The sequence below is a fragment of the Klebsiella sp. HMSC25G12 genome, assembly GCF_001807705.1.
Taxonomy (GTDB): Bacteria; Pseudomonadota; Gammaproteobacteria; order Enterobacterales; family Enterobacteriaceae; genus Klebsiella; species Klebsiella variicola.
The window spans coordinates 30682-47570 of the sequence record NZ_KV789842.1 but is presented as its reverse complement, the minus strand read 5'-3'; the positions used below and the strand labels follow the sequence as shown (position 1 = coordinate 47570).

Sequence of the window (16889 nt, the reverse complement as noted above, 5' to 3'; positions counted from 1 at the left end):
AATGCTGGGTTAAATGGGTGGGGGCCTTTCACGCCGCAGCTTTGTTGGCCGGATAAATGCTATCCGGCCTTCTCTTACCAGCCGCCACCGCCGCCGCCGCCGGAACCGCCTCCTGACGATCCGCCGCCGGAAGAGCCGGAACCGCTATAGCCCGACCCTGAAGAGCCACCTTCTGAACGCCGCACCGGTTTCTCACTGGCTGCGGAATGACAGCTCTGGTAGAAATGATGCATGTCCCGCCAGTCCGTCTGCTGTAACACTTCCGACATCGCGCCGGTGCTGCTTAAGTATCGGGCAAAAGTGTTCGCCAGGGTCTTTCCTACGCCGAGCGCCAGAGCGACCGGCAGCAGGCTTTCAAAGTGCGTGACCATCTGGTCAGGTGGATAAAGTGTCTGATAACGCTTCTCTTCGGCTGTTTTAATATACAGCTTCAATCCCTTGGCGACGGCCAGATCGTTTAACCCCTTCTGCGTATAGCGTGGCGTTTTCCAGGCGACGAGCGCGCACAATGCGATGGCTGTCAGCAAGGCGCCCAGGTATCCGGCAGGAAGTTGGGTGATGGGTAACATGCCGAGCAGGAAAACGCCTCCCGCCACGGTGGCGAAAGGGCTAAATACCAGCGCCATCAGGATCATAACTGGTCCTAAACTACGCAGTGTTTTCATCGGGTTGCGTAAAAACTTCAGGCACAAGTACGTCATCACCCCGCCGACCGATACAAACAGCAGACTGGGAACGGTGAGCGCCGCTGCCGCCGGGCTAAATCCGATGCCGCAAACGATCGGAACCAGCAGAGCAATATAAATACAATGACGCAGCGGTTTACCCCATGTCCGGCATAGCTGCGGTTTCTGCTCTTCACAACATTTTTCCAGCCACCTGCGCGCGTTTTGCATCAACGTTTGATGGGGCGTACTGAGATTAATGTTCTTACGTTTAGCGCTGAAAAGCAGGCTCATCAGCTGCTTCTCTATGGGATTCAGCGGCTTATGCTTTTCGTCTGGCTGGCGGGAAAGCCACTGCTCATCAACAGGGGATGAAGACCATGCGCCTTTGGTCTGGCTTTTTTTCCTCGTCAATGTGATGGCTCGTTTGGCTACCAGCCCCAGCAAATCGCTACTGAATGCCACATCGTCATACTTACGTTGCGTAATAAAGCGCAGATAGCCTGGCGACATTGCGGCGGGCAGCGAAAATTGCGGCGTCACCGGCGGCATTTTTAAACCCGTCGCTGTGACGTTTTTGCGCCACCACAGCCCGTAATAACCAACAAGCAGTAGTAGGGGAAGCCAGATAACGCTGGTGGCCAGCGTCGGCACCAGTAAATGGACCAACGGCCAAACCGCTTCGGGGGCGGCGGCATTTGCCAGAATGGCGCGGGGCCAGGTATAGACCACGGTCAGCCCTTCGCCGGCGGCAAGGGGGCGCGACGTTTGTATGCTGCCATCAGGCAGGATGATCGCATGGTGATCTTTCGCCCCCGGACGACCGGTGTAAACATCAATGGTGCGCAACCTTGCATCTCTGCCATCCGCATTCAACTGCCCGGCGGCGTCAGGCAGTGCAAGCTGGAAACGGGCTTTTCCGATTGGCCAGCTCCAGTCGTTGCCTGTCACGTTCCAGTAAAGCTCATCCCAGTCGGGGAAGCGGCTGAAATGGTGGCTAACCTGATAGCGAATTTCATAGTGATAAATACCTGGCTTCAGGATGCGATCGGCGCTGCCAATGCGCACGGTCAGCGTTTTTGTCGTGCGATCGAGGCTGTAGGGTTCCGGGAGTCCATTGCGCGAGACCGATTTGATGGCGTAATCAACGCTAAAAATTTTGCCGTCCTGTCGGTGCCAGCTAAGGGGCAGCGTGCGGAAAATCCCCCGACGGATCTCCTTTCCCAGGGCTAGCACGGTGATATTTTCCCGCATCTCCATGCTGCCATTTGGCTGAAAACGCGCCAGGGAATCGAAAAAGAGAATATGTTCATACGCGGGGACCCGGCGGGCATTGGCCGGGAGCGGCGACGATTCGGTGATAGCTTTATCGTCGCTGACGGCTAAGCCAGAGATGCTCAACAGCAGCAGCAGCAGGCCAATACTGCGCAGTATCCGCATGAACCGGATGGACATGAGGTCACTCCATCCGTGGCAATTTAGCTTCTTCAGGGGACTCCAGTTCAAAGAAAAGTTCCGCCCTGAAGCTAAACAGGCGGGCCAGCAGCAGGCTGGGAAAAGACTCCACCAGAATATTAAACTCGCGGACCGTGGCGTTGAAGTAACGGCGGGCCATCTGCAGCTGTTCTTCTATTTCGCTAAGGGATTGCTGCAGCGAGAGGAAGTTTTCGCTGGCTTTAAGTTCCGGATAGGCTTCCGCCAGGGCGAATATACGGCTTAACGTTCCGGCATATTGCTGCTCGCTGTCGGCCACCTGTTGGGGATTGCCGATCAGGACGCTGCGCTGGCGGCCAATCTCTTCCAGCAGCTCTTTTTCGTGCTGCGCATAGCGTTTGACCAGACTGAACAGATTGGGCGCCAGATCGTGACGGCGCTTGAGCTGGACGGCAATGCCACTCCAGGCTTCATCTTTGAAACGGCGTAGAGAGATAAAACGGTTATAAGTGAAGATCGCCCAGATAAGGATCACGGCGACAATAGCCAGTCCGATATACATTTCCATATGTTTATTCCATGTTGACTGCTGATGATCGCGTTGCGCTGAATACTTTCTGCGCAATTTTACGCGTCAGCGAATCTTACCTCACGTGAAGCACAGGGGAAACGTGCACTTGCGAGTTAAATTCTGAAATATCATGTGGGCCTTTGCCCTGGCGAATATCTGACAGGCCAATCCGCAGCTTCGCGTTCGGGGCACCATGGCATTATCGTCGCAGTATGAAATAAACAAGCCCAGCCGTTTACCCACAGCTGGGCTTTATTCCGTTGCCGGGAGGCAACAAACAAGCGCTGTTTTACCCAACGAACGCTTTTCTTAATGCTTTTCCCAACCGGTCTGCTGGGCGCTAAAGCCGAGCGCCTGCATAAATGCGGCCATCACGCCGCGGTCCTCCACCCCTTGGTCGGCGACGCGCCAGCTATTGATGGCCGGGTTATCACGCAACGTCTCTTCCACTAAGTATTGCCCGACGCCGCGGCGGCGGGTCACTTCACGCACGCACAGATCGCTGAGCTCGGCTTCGACGCCGCGCAGGGTGAAGCGCACGGCGCCCAGCAGGCGTTCGTTAAAGCGGGCGGCGTAGAGACGATGATTCTCGTCCAGGGTTAGGGTCGACAGATCCTGCGACGGCCAGATTTTCCCCAGGTCGATGCGATCCTGATCGCTGAAGTGCTGTAAACGGATAATGGTCAGTTTCATGGGCGGCAAATCCAGTGCAAAACAGAGGCGCCAGTGTACCCAAAATTGCTGTCTGGCGGAGCGCTGTTTTTTGCGCATACATCAGGGGATTCGTTTTCCTGACGTTGTCAGGGTAGCGCAATCCGTCATGGATCGAAAAATAAGCAGAATTTTAACCTAATGCGCAGCGTTTTATTCCGCCTTATGTATCGTTATTTTATGCTGCAGGATGGACTTTTTTTTGTTTATCTTCACCAAAATACAGAATATTATCTTTGCTTAATCGACTGAAAAATAGAGATTTTAATCTGTTTTTTAGTGAAAAGCTGCGCTAAACCATTAAACTCAATGGTAAAAATGGCGTTGTTTAATAAAAGCACAGAATGCTTTTTAACCATAAAAATACAAAACATTTACACCACATCACGAACGGGGTTCTGCAGCATGAAAAGGAACGCGAAAACCATCGTCGCGGGCATTGTCGCATTAGCGATGTCGCACGCGGCGATGGCCAAGGATATTAAGGTCGCCGTGGTCGGCGCGATGTCGGGTCCGGTGGCCCAGTGGGGCGACATGGAGTTCAATGGCGCGCGTCAGGCGATTAAAGACATCAACGCCAGCGGCGGTATTAAGGGTGACAAGCTGGTGGCCGTCGAATATGACGACGCCTGCGATCCGAAGCAAGCGGTCGCGGTGGCCAACAAAATCGTCAACGACGGCATTCAGTACGTTATCGGCCACCTGTGCTCGTCTTCCACCCAGCCGGCTTCCGACATCTATGAGGATGAAGGCATCCTGATGATCTCCCCCGGGGCGACCAATCCGGAGCTGACCCAGCGCGGTTATCAGTACATCATGCGTACCGCCGGCCTCGACTCCTCGCAGGGGCCGACCGCGGCGAAATATATCGTCGAGAAAGTGAAACCGCAGCGTATCGCCATCATTCATGACAAGCAGCAGTACGGCGAAGGGCTGGCGCGTTCGGTGCAGGACAACCTGAAGAAAGCCGGGGCCAATATCGTCTTCTTCGACGGCATCACCGCGGGGGAAAAAGATTTCTCCGCCCTGCTGGCGCGCCTGAAGAAAGAGAACATTGACTTCGTCTACTACGGCGGCTACTACCCGGAAATGGGCCAGATGCTGCGCCAGGCGCGCTCCGTCGGGCTGAAAACAGTGTTTATGGGGCCGGAAGGGGTCGGCAACGCCTCGCTGTCCAATATCGCGGGCGCCGCGGCGGAAGGCATGCTGGTGACAATGCCAAAACGCTACGATCAGGACCCTGCCAATAGCGCCATCGTCAACGCGCTGAAAGCGGAGAAGAAAGATCCGAGCGGGCCGTACGTCTGGATCACCTATGCCGCCGTTCAGTCGCTGGCGCAGGCGATGGACAGAACCGGCAGCCAGCAGCCGCTGGATTTAATCAAAGATTTGAAAGCGCACGGGGCGAAAACCGTGATTGGGCCGCTGACCTGGGATGAAAAAGGCGATCTGAAGGGATTTGAGTTTGGTGTCTTCCAGTGGCACGCCGACGGCTCTTCGAGCGCGGCGAAATAAGCGCTGAAGACGAGTTATCCCTCCGCCCGCGAACCGCGGGCGGTTTGAAAAAGGTTACCTTATGTCCGAGCAGTTTCTCTATTTTCTGCAGCAGATGTTTAACGGCGTCACGCTGGGCAGTACCTACGCGCTGATCGCCATCGGCTACACGATGGTGTACGGCATTATTGGCATGATCAACTTCGCCCACGGCGAGGTCTACATGATTGGCAGCTATGTCTCCTTCATGATCATCGCCGCGCTGATGATGATGGGCATCGACACCAGCTGGTTGCTGGTCGCCGCCGGATTCGTGGGCGCCATTGTGATTGCCAGCGCCTACGGCTGGAGTATCGAGCGCGTTGCCTATCGGCCGGTGCGTAACTCTAAGCGTCTGATTGCGCTGATCTCCGCTATCGGGATGTCTATCTTCCTGCAGAACTACGTCAGCCTGACCCAGGGGTCGCGCGACGTGGCGCTGCCAAGCCTGTTTAACGGCCAGTGGATCGTCGGCCACAGCGACAGCTTCTCCGCGACGATCACCACCATGCAACTGGTGATCTGGGTGGTGACCTTTATCGCCATGCTGGCCCTGACGCTGTTTATTCGCTACTCGCGGATGGGGCGCGCCTGCCGCGCCTGTGCCGAAGACCTGAAAATGGCGAGCCTGCTCGGGATTAACACCGACCGCGTCATCGCCCTGACTTTTGTCATCGGCGCAGCGATGGCGGCGGTGGCGGGCGTGCTGCTCGGCCAGTTCTACGGCGTGATTAACCCCTATATCGGCTTTATGGCCGGGATGAAGGCCTTCACCGCCGCCGTGCTCGGCGGTATCGGCAGTATTCCTGGCGCAATGATCGGCGGCCTGATCCTGGGTATTGCCGAGGCGCTCTCTTCTGCCTATCTCAGCACTGAATATAAGGACGTTGTTTCCTTCGCGCTGCTGATTCTGGTGCTGTTAGTGATGCCGACCGGCATTCTGGGCCGCCCGGAGGTGGAAAAAGTATGAAACCGATGCAAATTGCAATGGCGCTGCTGTCTGCCGTGATGTTCTTCATTCTGGCGGGCGTCTTTATGGGCGTGCAGCTGGAGCTGGACGGCACCAAGCTGGTGGTCGATACCGCCGCCGATATTCGCTGGCAGTGGATCTTTATCGGCACCGCGGTGGTCTTTTTCTTCCAGCTGCTGCGGCCGCTGTTCCAGAAAGCGGTTAAGAACGTCTCCGGGCCGAAGTTTATTATGCCGGCGATTGACGGCTCAACGGTGAAGCAGAAGCTGTTCCTGATTGCTCTGCTGGTGATCGCCGTGGCCTGGCCGTTTATGGTGTCGCGCGGCACGGTGGATATCGCCACCCTGACGATGATCTATATCATCCTCGGCCTCGGGCTGAACGTGGTGGTCGGCCTTTCCGGCCTGCTGGTGCTGGGCTACGGCGGGTTCTACGCCATCGGCGCGTATACCTTCGCGCTGCTGAACCACTATTACGGTCTCGGCTTCTGGACCTGTCTGCCGCTGGCTGGCCTGGTCTCCGCGGCGGCCGGCTTCCTGCTGGGCTTCCCGGTGCTGCGTCTGCGCGGCGACTATCTGGCGATTGTGACCTTAGGCTTCGGTGAAATTGTGCGTATTCTGCTGCTCAACAATACCGAGATCACCGGCGGGCCGAACGGCATCAGCCAGATCCCGAAACCGACTTTCTTCGGCCTTGAATTTAGCCGTACCGCCCGCGAAGGCGGCTGGGATACCTTCAGCAATTTCTTCGGCGTCAAATACGATCCCTCCGATCGGGTGATTTTCCTCTACCTGGTGGCGCTGCTGCTGGTCGTGCTCAGCCTGTTCGTCATCAACCGCCTGCTGCGAATGCCGCTGGGGCGGGCGTGGGAAGCGCTGCGTGAAGATGAGATCGCCTGTCGTTCGCTGGGCCTGAGCCCGACGCGCATCAAGCTGACCGCCTTTACCATCAGCGCCGCGTTTGCCGGATTTGCCGGGACGCTGTTCGCCGCGCGCCAGGGTTTCGTCAGTCCGGAATCCTTTACCTTCGCCGAGTCCGCCTTCGTACTGGCGATCGTCGTGCTGGGCGGGATGGGCTCGCAGTTCGCGGTGATCCTGGCGGCTATTCTGCTAGTGGTGTCGCGTGAGCTGATGCGTGACTTCAACGAATACAGCATGTTAATGCTCGGCGGCCTGATGGTGCTGATGATGATCTGGCGTCCGCAGGGGCTTCTGCCAATGACGCGCGTGCAGTTGAAGCTGAAAAACGGTCAGGCGAAAGGAGAGCAGGCATGAGTCAGCCATTATTATCCGTCAGCGGCCTGATGATGCGTTTCGGCGGTCTGCTGGCCGTCAACAATGTGTCGCTGGAGCTCAGAGATCGCGAGATCGTCTCGCTGATCGGCCCCAACGGCGCCGGGAAGACCACGGTCTTTAACTGCCTGACCGGTTTCTACAAGCCTACCGGCGGCACCATTCTGCTGCGCGACCAGCATCTGGAAGGGCTGCCGGGCCAGCAGATTGCCCGGATGGGCGTGGTGCGGACCTTCCAGCACGTGCGTCTGTTCCGCGAAATGACGGTGATTGAAAACCTGCTGGTGGCGCAACATCAGCAGCTGAAAACCGGGCTCTTCTCCGGCCTGCTGAAAACGCCGGCCTTCCGTCGGGCGCAGAGCGAAGCGCTGGACCGGGCCGCCACCTGGCTGGAGCGTATCGGCCTGCTGGAGCACGCCAACCGTCAGGCCAGCAACCTGGCCTACGGCGACCAACGCCGGCTGGAGATTGCCCGCTGCATGGTGACCCAGCCGGAAATTCTTATGCTCGATGAACCGGCGGCGGGGCTGAACCCGAAAGAGACCAAAGAGCTGGACGAGCTTATCGCCGAGCTGCGTAACCATCACAACACCACCATCCTGCTTATCGAACACGATATGAAGCTGGTGATGGGCATTTCCGATCGCATCTACGTCGTGAACCAGGGGACGCCGCTGGCCAACGGGACGCCGGAAGAGATTCGTAATAACCCGGACGTGATCCGCGCATACCTTGGTGAGGCATAAGATGGAAAACGCGATGTTAACTTTTGACAATGTCAGCGCCCACTACGGCAAGATTCAGGCGCTGCACAACGTCAGCCTGCATATCAAACAGGGTGAAATCGTCACGCTTATCGGCGCTAACGGCGCGGGAAAAACCACCCTGCTCGGCACGCTGTGTGGCGATCCGCGCGCCTCCAGCGGGCGCATTGTCTTTGACGGTAAGGATATTACCGACTGGCAGACGGCGAAGATCATGCGTGAAGCGGTGGCGATCGTCCCGGAAGGGCGGCGCGTCTTTTCGCGTATGACGGTGGAAGAGAACCTGGCGATGGGCGGTTTCTTTGCCGACCGCGATCAGTTCCAGACCCGCATCAAATGGGTGTATGAGCTGTTCCCGCGTCTGCATGAACGCCGTATTCAGCGCGCCGGCACTATGTCCGGCGGCGAGCAGCAGATGCTGGCGATCGGTCGTGCTCTGATGAGCCAGCCGCGCCTGCTGCTGCTTGATGAGCCCTCATTAGGGCTGGCGCCGATTATCATTCAGCAGATTTTCGACACCATCGAGCAGCTGCGCGAGCAGGGGATGACTATCTTCCTCGTCGAGCAGAACGCCAACCAGGCGCTGAAGCTGGCCGATCGCGGCTACGTACTGGAAAACGGTCACGTGGTGCTGGAGGATACCGGCGACGCGCTGCTGGCCAACGAGGCGGTGCGCAGCGCCTATCTCGGCGGTTAATTCATCGCAACCCGGCGTCGTTCACTTCGCCGGGTTGTAGCCCGGGCGAGGCGCTTGCGCCGACCCCGGGAGCCGATCGCATAAATACCTTTAAAAGAGCCTGATGGCTCTTTTTTTGTACATGTATGTTGTACAATAAAAGAGTACAGCTTTGGAGGTATTTATGAGAACGGTTAACTATAGCGAAGCCCGACAAAATCTGGCCGATGTGCTGGAAAGCGCAGTGACAGGTATACCTGTGACCATTACCCGTCGTGGGCATAAATCTGCGGTCATCATTAGTGCAGAAGAATTTGAACGCTACCAGGCGGCCAGAATGGATGATGAGTTCGCGGCTATTATGGCGGTTCATGGTGATGAGATCAGGGAGCTTGCGGATAAATGACGCTGCAGATTATCTCAGCGGAAGAGATAATACAGTTTCACGACAGGCTGCTCCGCGTCACGCCTGGCGTTGCCGGTATGCCCGACCCGGGGCGTGCCGAAGCGATAATGTATAGGGTGCTAAACAAAATTGAATATGAAGGTGTGACAGACGTGTGGCGACTCGCTGCGATGCACCTGCTGGCGATTTCTCGCGGCCATATTTTCAATGATGGAAATAAGCGTACGGCACTGTTTATTACCCTGCTTTTTTTAAAGCGAAATGGAATTATATTGCCGGCGAACCCGGACTTCGTCGGCATGACCGTCGAGGCGGCAGCGGGGCAACTTACCCTGGAACAGATTGTCGCGCGTTTGCGCGGATGACGGTTAAATCGTTGCAACCCGGCGGCGCTTCGCTTGGCCGGGCTACCCAAGCCGTTGTAGCCCGGGCGAGGCGCTTGCGCCGACCCCGGGAGCCGATCGCGCAACTATTATCCGTGTCTCAGCTCCCACTTTACTTCCCCCGTCCTTTCATCGGCTTGTCATCTCTCTGACCCGTTACTATCTTTTTTTTGTAATAAAAAAGTTATTTTTCTGTAATTCGAACATGTCATGTTACCCCGCGAGCATAAAACGCGTGAAATCGCGCATCCGGCACAACAAGAGAGATAACCGATGATATCGTTACGACATACAGCTTTAGGACTGGCGCTGAGCCTGGCTTTTGCCGGTCAGGCCCTGGCGGTTACCACCATCCCATTCTGGCACTCAATGGAAGGCGAGCTGGGTAAAGAAGTGGATTCTCTGGCGCAACGCTTTAACGCGGCCAATCCTGATTACAAAATCGTTCCGGTATACAAAGGCAACTATGAACAGAGCCTGAGTGCTGGTATCGCCGCTTTCCGTACCGGCAACGCCCCGGCGATCCTGCAGGTGTATGAAGTCGGCACCGCCACCATGATGGCGTCAAAAGCCATTAAGCCGGTGTACCAGGTGTTTAGCGAGGCGGGCATCAAGTTTGATGAATCGCAGTTCGTGCCGACGGTATCCGGGTATTACACCGATTCGAAAACCGGCCATCTGCTCTCCCAGCCATTTAACAGCTCTACGCCGGTGCTGTACTACAACAAAGACGCCTTCAAAAAAGCCGGCTTAGATCCGGAGCAGCCGCCGAAGACCTGGCAGGATCTGGCGGCCTATACCGCGAAGCTGAAAGCCGCCGGGATGAAGTGCGGGTACGCCAGCGGCTGGCAGGGCTGGATCCAGATTGAAAATTTCAGCGCCTGGCATGGTCTGCCGGTGGCCACGAAAAATAACGGCTTCGACGGTACCGATGCGGTACTGGAGTTCAATAAGCCGGAGCAGGTGAAGCATATCGCCCTGCTCGAAGAGATGAACAAGAAGGGTGATTTCAGCTACTTCGGGCGCAAAGACGAGTCCACCGAGAAGTTCTATAACGGTGACTGCGCGATCACTACCGCGTCATCCGGCTCGCTGGCCGATATTCGTCAGTACGCCAAATTCAACTACGGCGTCGGCATGATGCCATACGATGCCGACGTGAAAGGCGCGCCGCAGAACGCCATCATCGGCGGGGCCAGCCTGTGGGTGATGCAGGGTAAAGACAAAGAGACTTACACCGGCGTGGCGAAGTTCCTCGATTTCCTGACCAAACCGGAAATCGCCGCCGAATGGCACCAGAAAACCGGCTATCTGCCGATCACCACTGCGGCCTACGATCTGACGCGCCAGCAGGGCTTCTATGATAAGAACCCGGGCGCCGATATCGCCACCCGCCAGATGCTGAACAAGCCGCCGTTGCCGTTCACCAAAGGCCTGCGTCTGGGCAACATGCCGCAAATCCGCACCATCGTCGATGAAGAGCTGGAGAGCGTGTGGACCGGCAAGAAAACCCCGCAACAGGCGCTGGATTCCGCTGTTCAGCGTGGGAATCAGTTGCTGCGTCGCTTCGAGCAAGCGACCAAATCGTAATCTGTAACTTGCCCGGTGGCGCTGCGCTTACCGGGCCTACGATGTGCCCTATGTAGGCCGGGTAAGGCGTAGCCGCCTCCCGGCATTGTTCAGGAACCCAATCTCAATGTCATCATCCCGTCCGGTATTCCGCTCACGCTGGCTGCCCTATGTGCTGGTCGCGCCGCAGCTGATTATCACGCTGATTTTCTTTATCTGGCCCGCGGGCGAAGCGCTGTGGTACTCGCTGCAGAGCGTCGATCCGTTTGGTCTCTCCAGCCAGTTTGTCGGCCTGGATAACTTCGTTGCGCTGTTCCACGACCCGTACTATCTGGACTCGTTCTGGACCACTATAAAATTCAGCACCCTGGTGACTGTTAGCGGCCTGCTCGTTTCGCTGTTTTTTGCCGCGCTGGTCGACTATGTGGTGCGCGGCAGCCGCTTTTATCAAACGCTGATGCTGCTGCCGTACGCCGTGGCTCCCGCCGTCGCGGCGGTGCTGTGGATCTTCCTTTTTAACCCCGGGCGCGGGCTGATCACCCATTTCCTCGGCGAGCTGGGCTACGACTGGAACCACGCGCAAAACAGCGGCCAGGCGATGTTCCTGGTGGTCTTCGCCTCGGTATGGAAGCAGATAAGCTACAACTTCCTGTTCTTCTTCGCCGCGCTGCAGTCGATCCCGCGTTCGCTGGTTGAGGCCGCCGCCATTGACGGCGCCGGGCCCATTCGTCGCTTCTTTAAGCTGGCGCTGCCATTGATTGCGCCGGTGAGCTTCTTCCTGCTGGTGGTCAACCTGGTTTACGCCTTCTTCGACACCTTCCCGGTGATCGATGCCGCCACCGCCGGCGGCCCGGTGCAGGCCACCACCACCTTGATCTACAAAATCTATCGCGAAGGTTTTGCCGGACTCGATCTTTCCGCTTCCGCCGCGCAGTCGGTGGTGCTGATGTTCCTCGTCATTATCCTGACGGTGGTGCAGTTCCGTTACGTTGAAAGTAAGGTGCGTTACCAATGATTGAGAACCGTCGCGGGCTGACGATTTTCAGCCACACCATGCTGATTCTGGGTATTGCCGTCATTTTATTCCCGCTCTACGTCGCCTTCGTGGCGGCGACGCTGGATAACCAATCGGTGTTTGAAACGCCGATGACCCTGATCCCCGGCGGCCATCTGCTGGAGAACATGAAGACCATCTGGGTGAACGGCGTCGGCGTCAACAGCGCGCCGTTCTGGCTGATGATGCTCAACAGTTTCATCATGGCATTCGCCATTACGGTCGGCAAAATCGTGGTGTCGATGCTTTCGGCGTTCGCCATCGTCTGGTTCCGCTTTCCGCTGCGTAACCTGTTCTTCTGGATGATCTTTATCACCCTGATGCTGCCCGTTGAGGTGCGGATTTTCCCGACGGTGGAGGTCATCGCTAACCTCAACATGCTCGACAGCTACGCCGGGTTAACGCTGCCGTTGATGGCTTCGGCCACCGCCACCTTCCTGTTCCGCCAGTTCTTTATGACCCTGCCGGACGAGCTGATTGAAGCGGCGCGTATCGATGGCGCTTCGCCGATGCGCTTCTTTCGCGACATCGTGCTGCCGCTGTCGAAAACCAATCTCGCGGCGCTGTTTGTCATCACCTTTATCTACGGCTGGAACCAATATCTGTGGCCGCTGCTGATTATTCAGGATGTGAATCTTGGCACCGCCGTCGCCGGTATCAAAGGCATGATCGCCACCGGCGAAGGTACCACCCAGTGGAATCAGGTGATGGCGGCGATGCTGCTCACTCTGATCCCGCCGGTTGTCATCGTTTTAGCCATGCAGCGCGCGTTTGTGCGTGGCCTGGTCGATAGTGAGAAATAAAATGGCTGGTTTAAAACTACAGGCAGTAAGCAAAAGCTGGGATGGCAAAACCCAGGTGATTCAACCGCTGACGCTGGACGTGGCGGACGGGGAATTTATCGTCATGGTCGGCCCGTCGGGCTGCGGGAAATCAACGCTGCTACGGATGGTTGCCGGACTGGAGCGGGTGACCAGCGGCGATATCTGGATCGATCGCAAACGGGTGACTGAGATGGAACCGAAAGATCGCGGCATCGCGATGGTGTTCCAGAACTATGCACTTTATCCGCATATGAGCGTGGAAGAGAACATGGCGTGGGGGCTGAAGATCCGCGGCATGGGTAAGGGATTGATTGCCGAGCGGGTGCAGGAGGCGGCGCGTATTCTGGAGCTGGATGGTCTGCTCAAGCGTCGCCCGCGGGAGCTCTCCGGCGGTCAGCGCCAGCGCGTGGCGATGGGCCGCGCTATCGTGCGTGACCCGGCGGTATTCCTGTTCGACGAACCGTTGTCAAATCTCGACGCCAAGCTGCGCGTGCAGATGCGTCTGGAACTGCAGCAGCTGCATCGCCGCCTGAAAACGACTTCGCTGTACGTCACCCACGATCAGGTCGAAGCGATGACCCTGGCCCAGCGGGTGATGGTGATGAATAAAGGCGTTGCCGAGCAGATCGGCACCCCGGTGGAAGTGTATGAGAAGCCCGCCAGCCGCTTTGTGGCAAGCTTTATCGGCAGCCCGGCCATGAATCTGCTGGAAGGGCGGGTGAGCGATGACGGCGGCCGCTTCGAGCTGGCCGGTGGCATGGCGTTGCCGATGAATCACGAGCATCGGCGCTACGCCGGGCGTAAAATGACGCTCGGTATCCGCCCGGAGCACTTTATTTTAAGCTCGCAGGCGCAAGGCGGCATCCCGCTGCTGATGGATACCCTGGAAATTTTAGGTGCCGATAACCTCGCCCACGGGCGCTGGGGCGAGCAGAAGCTGGTGGTCAGACTGCCGCATCAGCAGCGCCCGGCGGGCGGCAGCACGCTATGGCTGCATCTGCCCCTGGAACATCTGCATCTCTTTGATGGTGAAACAGGACAACGCGCATGAGTAACTGGCCTTATCCCCGCATCGTCGCCCATCGCGGCGGCGGTAAACTGGCGCCGGAGAACACCCTGGCGGCTATAGACGTTGGCGCCCGCTACGGGCACACGATGATTGAATTTGACGTCAAGCTGTCGAAGGACGGGCAGATCTTTCTGCTGCACGACGATAATCTCGAACGCACCAGCAACGGCTGGGGCGTGGCGGGCGAGCTGGCGTGGGACGATCTGCTGAAGGTCGATGCCGGCAGCTGGTTCAGCCGTGAATTTAAGGGCGAGCCGCTGCCGTTGCTCTCTCAGGTGGCGGAGCGCTGCCGCCGTCACGGTATGATGGCGAATATCGAAATTAAGCCGACCACCGGGCTGGGGCCGCAGACCGGCAACGTGGTGGCCCTGGCTGCGCGCGATCTGTGGCAAGGCATGGCCGCGCCGCTGCTCTCCTCTTTTGAAATCGATGCTCTGGAGGCGGCGCAGGAAGCCGCGCCCGAGCTGCCGCGCGGGCTGCTGCTGGATGAGTGGCGCGATGACTGGCGCGAATTGACCACCCGGCTGGGCTGCGTGTCGATTCACCTCAATCACAAGCTGTTGGATGCGGCGCGGGTGGCGAGCCTGAAACAGGCCGGCCTGCATATTCTGGTGTACACGGTCAATAAACCCCAGCGCGCCGCCGAGCTGCTGCGCTGGGGGGTAGATTGCATCTGCACCGATGCCATTGACGTCATCGGGCCGAATTTCCACCCTTAAGACGGATTTGCGGCGGCTGACCTTTACGGGTTGGTCTGCCGCAGCATTCCACCGTTGTTGTTCGGTAGCACCTGCTGCGGCGGATTGAGATTACCGCCCTGGGCCGCGCGCTGCTGATTCGTCTGCAACTGGTTTTGCAAATGCTGCTGCTGCGAGCGGGTCTGATTGTTCAGATCCTGCTTCAGCATGCTCTGCTGCTGCTGTTGCTGCACCTTCATCTCATTTTGCATGCGCTGCTGGCTGGGCACCACGTAACCCGGCTGGTTAGGGTTGTTATTAATATTGATCGGCTGGGCTAATACGCCAAGCGGCATCAGCGCCGCCAGAAACAGAATCGCTTTCATGGTTTTCTCCTCCCGTGCGTGGGATCACTTAAGTGTACCTCGAATCCGCCATAACAATGATTTTTTAGGAGTTATCAACCAGGCTTAAGCGGGGAATGAAACCTACCTTTCAGGAGTAAGACAATGATAAAAACAACAATATGGCGCCAGGTGGTCATCGCTGCGTTGCTGGCGGGCGGTAGTTTCACCGTCGCCGCCAATCCGCCACCGCCGCCGCCGGTCTCTTATGGCGTAGAGGAAGATGTGTTCCACCCGGTACGCGCCCGGCAGGGGATGGTGGCGTCGGTGGACGCGCTGGCGACCCGCGTCGGCGTGGATATTCTGCGCCAGGGCGGCAACGCTGTCGATGCGGCGGTGGCGGTTGGCTACGCGCTGGCGGTCACGCATCCGCAGGCCGGGAATATCGGCGGCGGCGGTTTTATGATGCTGCGGACTAAAGACGGCAAGACCACGGCGATCGATTTCCGCGAAATGGCGCCGGAACAGGCCACCCGCGACATGTTCCTTGACGACCAGGGCAACCCGGACAGTAAAAAATCACTGACTTCGCATCTGGCCTCCGGCACGCCAGGCAGCGTCGCCGGTTTCTCTCTCGCCCTGGAAAAATACGGCACCATGCCGCTGAACAAAGTGATCCGCCCGGCGATTAAGCTGGCAGAAGAGGGCTTTATCGTTAACGATGCGCTGGCGGACGATCTGAAGACCTATGGCAGCGAAGTGATCCCGCAGCATGAAAACAGTAAAGCGATCTTCTGGAAGAACGGCGAGCCGCTGAAAAAGGGCGACCGGCTGGTGCAAAAGAATCTCGGTAAGAGCCTGGAGCTGATTGCCGAGCACGGCCCGGAGGCCTTCTATAAAGGGGCCATCGCCGACCAGATCGCTGACGAGATGAAAAAGCACGGCGGGCTAATCACCAAAGCCGATCTTGCCAGCTATAAGGCCGTGGAGCGTACGCCGGTTAGCGGCGAATATCGCGGGTATGAGGTTTATTCCATGCCGCCGCCGTCTTCCGGCGGGATCCACATCGTGCAGATCCTCAATATCCTCGAAAACTTCGATATGCAGAAATATGGCTTTGGCAGTGCCGATGCTATGCAGGTGATGGCGGAGGCGGAGAAACACGCCTATGCCGACCGTTCTGAATATCTCGGCGACCCTGACTTCGTCAAAGTGCCGTGGCAGGCGCTGACCAGCAAAGCTTACGCCAAAGCAATTGCCGCCGAGATTGATGTCAACAAGGCCAAACCTTCCAGTCAGATCCGCCCGGGCAAGCTGGCGCCGTATGAAAGTAACCAGACCACCCACTTCTCGGTGGTCGATAAAGAGGGTAATGCGGTGGCGGTGACCTATACGCTGAATACCACCTTCGGTACCGGCATTGTGGCCGGCGATTCCGGTATTTTACTCAATAACCAGATGGATGATTTCTCGGCGAAGCCCGGCGTGCCTAACGTCTATGGTCTGGTGGGCGGCGACGCCAATGCGGTGGAGCCGAAAAAACGCCCGCTGTCGTCGATGTCGCCGACCATTGTGGTGAAAGACGGCAAAACCTGGCTGGTGACAGGCAGCCCGGGCGGCAGTCGGATCATCACCACCGTACTGCAGATGGTGGTCAATACCATCGATTTCGGGATGAACGTCGCGGAAGCCACCAATGCGCCGCGTTTCCACCATCAATGGCTGCCGGATGAGCTGCGGGTGGAGAAAGGCTTTAGCCCGGATACCCTGAAGCTGCTCGAGACGAAGGGGCAGAAAGTGGCGCTGAAAGAGGCGATGGGCAGTACCCAAAGCATCATGGTAGGGCCGGACGGCATGCTGTATGGCGCCTCCGATCCGCGTTCGCCGGATGATTTAACGGCGGGGTATTGATGTGTTGCCCGGTGGCGCTGCGCTTACCGGGCCTAC

General features: G+C 57.7%; 17 protein-coding genes. 13 read left to right on the top strand and 4 right to left on the bottom strand.

The features are described 5' to 3' along the window. Positions 1-74 precede the first annotated feature (74 nt). The 3 genes from HMPREF3096_RS06865 to panM form a co-directional block, all read right to left on the bottom strand. On the bottom strand, positions 75-2120 hold the full coding sequence (locus HMPREF3096_RS06865; RefSeq protein WP_050887579.1) for a DUF2207 domain-containing protein: 2046 nt from the start codon (positions 2118-2120) through the stop codon (positions 75-77). A gap of 4 nt (positions 2121-2124) precedes the next feature. Next, positions 2125-2667 carry a LemA family protein gene (locus tag HMPREF3096_RS06860; protein WP_012540386.1) on the bottom strand — a complete coding sequence of 181 codons (543 nt, stop codon included), beginning with the start codon at positions 2665-2667 and terminating at the stop codon, positions 2125-2127. 312 nt (positions 2668-2979) lie between these two features. After that, on the bottom strand, positions 2980-3363 hold the full coding sequence (gene panM, locus HMPREF3096_RS06855) for an aspartate 1-decarboxylase autocleavage activator PanM (RefSeq protein ID WP_032731567.1): 384 nt from the start codon (positions 3361-3363) through the stop codon (positions 2980-2982). A gap of 423 nt (positions 3364-3786) precedes the next feature. On the opposite strand from panM, the gene livK reads away from it, so the two are divergent. From livK to ugpQ, 12 genes are all read left to right on the top strand, one after another. Then, positions 3787-4896 carry a high-affinity branched-chain amino acid ABC transporter substrate-binding protein LivK gene (gene livK, locus HMPREF3096_RS06850; RefSeq protein WP_002920808.1) on the top strand — a complete coding sequence of 370 codons (1110 nt, stop codon included), beginning with the start codon at positions 3787-3789 and terminating at the stop codon, positions 4894-4896. Between the two features lie 61 nt (positions 4897-4957). Continuing rightward, positions 4958-5884, top strand: a complete 927-nt coding sequence (gene livH / locus HMPREF3096_RS06845; protein ID WP_012540389.1) for a high-affinity branched-chain amino acid ABC transporter permease LivH — start codon at positions 4958-4960, stop codon at positions 5882-5884. Further along, positions 5881-7158 carry a branched chain amino acid ABC transporter permease LivM gene (gene livM, locus HMPREF3096_RS06840; protein ID WP_008806971.1) on the top strand — a complete coding sequence of 426 codons (1278 nt, stop codon included), beginning with the start codon at positions 5881-5883 and terminating at the stop codon, positions 7156-7158. The genes livH and livM overlap by 4 nt, the downstream gene beginning before the upstream one ends. Further along, entirely contained in the window at positions 7155-7922 is a 768-nt protein-coding gene (gene livG, locus HMPREF3096_RS06835; RefSeq protein ID WP_032731362.1) for a high-affinity branched-chain amino acid ABC transporter ATP-binding protein LivG, read from the top strand. Before livM ends, livG begins: the two co-directional genes overlap by 4 nt. Position 7923: 1 nt before the next feature. Beyond that, the gene (gene livF, locus HMPREF3096_RS06830; RefSeq protein ID WP_004145133.1) at positions 7924-8637 is read left to right on the top strand and encodes a high-affinity branched-chain amino acid ABC transporter ATP-binding protein LivF; all 714 of its coding nucleotides are present in this window, start codon (positions 7924-7926) and stop codon (positions 8635-8637) included. A gap of 163 nt (positions 8638-8800) precedes the next feature. Continuing rightward, the gene (locus tag HMPREF3096_RS06825) at positions 8801-9022 is read left to right on the top strand and encodes a type II toxin-antitoxin system Phd/YefM family antitoxin (RefSeq protein ID WP_032731361.1); all 222 of its coding nucleotides are present in this window, start codon (positions 8801-8803) and stop codon (positions 9020-9022) included. Continuing rightward, positions 9019-9387, top strand: coding sequence for a type II toxin-antitoxin system death-on-curing family toxin (locus HMPREF3096_RS06820; protein ID WP_002920800.1), 369 nt, complete (start codon positions 9019-9021; stop codon positions 9385-9387). The genes HMPREF3096_RS06825 and HMPREF3096_RS06820 overlap by 4 nt, the downstream gene beginning before the upstream one ends. 291 nt (positions 9388-9678) lie before the next feature. Next, on the top strand, positions 9679-10995 hold the full coding sequence (gene ugpB / locus HMPREF3096_RS06815) for a sn-glycerol-3-phosphate ABC transporter substrate-binding protein UgpB (protein WP_008806974.1): 1317 nt from the start codon (positions 9679-9681) through the stop codon (positions 10993-10995). Positions 10996-11101: 106 nt separating this feature from the next. Then, positions 11102-11989, top strand: coding sequence for a sn-glycerol-3-phosphate ABC transporter permease UgpA (gene ugpA, locus HMPREF3096_RS06810; RefSeq protein WP_012967120.1), 888 nt, complete (start codon positions 11102-11104; stop codon positions 11987-11989). Beyond that, entirely contained in the window at positions 11986-12831 is an 846-nt protein-coding gene (ugpE, locus tag HMPREF3096_RS06805; protein ID WP_008806976.1) for a sn-glycerol-3-phosphate ABC transporter permease UgpE, read from the top strand. Before ugpA ends, ugpE begins: the two co-directional genes overlap by 4 nt. Before the next feature lies 1 nt (position 12832). After that, positions 12833-13903, top strand: coding sequence for a sn-glycerol-3-phosphate import ATP-binding protein UgpC (locus HMPREF3096_RS06800; RefSeq protein WP_008806977.1), 1071 nt, complete (start codon positions 12833-12835; stop codon positions 13901-13903). Continuing rightward, positions 13900-14640: a glycerophosphodiester phosphodiesterase gene (gene ugpQ, locus HMPREF3096_RS06795; RefSeq protein ID WP_022066273.1), complete on the top strand. Its 741-nt coding sequence runs from the start codon at positions 13900-13902 to the stop codon at positions 14638-14640. The genes HMPREF3096_RS06800 and ugpQ overlap by 4 nt, the downstream gene beginning before the upstream one ends. Positions 14641-14663: 23 nt before the next feature. On the opposite strand, the gene HMPREF3096_RS06790 is transcribed toward ugpQ, so the two are convergent. After that, on the bottom strand, positions 14664-14984 hold the full coding sequence (locus HMPREF3096_RS06790; RefSeq protein ID WP_008806979.1) for a DUF2756 family protein: 321 nt from the start codon (positions 14982-14984) through the stop codon (positions 14664-14666). A 123-nt stretch (positions 14985-15107) separates the two neighbouring features. Here HMPREF3096_RS06790 and ggt point away from each other — a divergent pair, with 123 nt between their 5' ends. Then, positions 15108-16853: a gamma-glutamyltransferase gene (gene ggt / locus HMPREF3096_RS06785; RefSeq protein ID WP_008806980.1), complete on the top strand. Its 1746-nt coding sequence runs from the start codon at positions 15108-15110 to the stop codon at positions 16851-16853. Positions 16854-16889 lie beyond the last annotated feature (36 nt).

Excerpts from the sequence above, each read along its gene's own strand:
- ugpQ (WP_022066273.1), top strand. The coding sequence starts at position 13,900 with ATGAGTAACTGGCCTTATCCCCGCATCGTCGCCCATCGCGGCGGCGGT.
- ugpA (WP_012967120.1), top strand. The coding sequence starts at position 11,102 with ATGTCATCATCCCGTCCGGTATTCCGCTCACGCTGGCTGCCCTATGTG.
- ugpB (WP_008806974.1), top strand. The coding sequence starts at position 9,679 with ATGATATCGTTACGACATACAGCTTTAGGACTGGCGCTGAGCCTGGCT.
- livG (WP_032731362.1), top strand. The coding sequence starts at position 7,155 with ATGAGTCAGCCATTATTATCCGTCAGCGGCCTGATGATGCGTTTCGGC.
- livM (WP_008806971.1), top strand. The coding sequence starts at position 5,881 with ATGAAACCGATGCAAATTGCAATGGCGCTGCTGTCTGCCGTGATGTTC.
- HMPREF3096_RS06820 (WP_002920800.1), top strand. The coding sequence starts at position 9,019 with ATGACGCTGCAGATTATCTCAGCGGAAGAGATAATACAGTTTCACGAC.
- livK (WP_002920808.1), top strand. The coding sequence starts at position 3,787 with ATGAAAAGGAACGCGAAAACCATCGTCGCGGGCATTGTCGCATTAGCG.
- ggt (WP_008806980.1), top strand. The coding sequence starts at position 15,108 with ATGATAAAAACAACAATATGGCGCCAGGTGGTCATCGCTGCGTTGCTG.
- ugpE (WP_008806976.1), top strand. The coding sequence starts at position 11,986 with ATGATTGAGAACCGTCGCGGGCTGACGATTTTCAGCCACACCATGCTG.
- HMPREF3096_RS06825 (WP_032731361.1), top strand. The coding sequence starts at position 8,801 with ATGAGAACGGTTAACTATAGCGAAGCCCGACAAAATCTGGCCGATGTG.
- panM (WP_032731567.1), bottom strand. The coding sequence starts at position 3,363 with ATGAAACTGACCATTATCCGTTTACAGCACTTCAGCGATCAGGATCGC.
- HMPREF3096_RS06865 (WP_050887579.1), bottom strand. The coding sequence starts at position 2,120 with ATGTCCATCCGGTTCATGCGGATACTGCGCAGTATTGGCCTGCTGCTG.
- HMPREF3096_RS06860 (WP_012540386.1), bottom strand. The coding sequence starts at position 2,667 with ATGGAAATGTATATCGGACTGGCTATTGTCGCCGTGATCCTTATCTGG.
- HMPREF3096_RS06790 (WP_008806979.1), bottom strand. The coding sequence starts at position 14,984 with ATGAAAGCGATTCTGTTTCTGGCGGCGCTGATGCCGCTTGGCGTATTA.
- livH (WP_012540389.1), top strand. The coding sequence starts at position 4,958 with ATGTCCGAGCAGTTTCTCTATTTTCTGCAGCAGATGTTTAACGGCGTC.
- HMPREF3096_RS06800 (WP_008806977.1), top strand. The coding sequence starts at position 12,833 with ATGGCTGGTTTAAAACTACAGGCAGTAAGCAAAAGCTGGGATGGCAAA.
- livF (WP_004145133.1), top strand. The coding sequence starts at position 7,924 with ATGGAAAACGCGATGTTAACTTTTGACAATGTCAGCGCCCACTACGGC.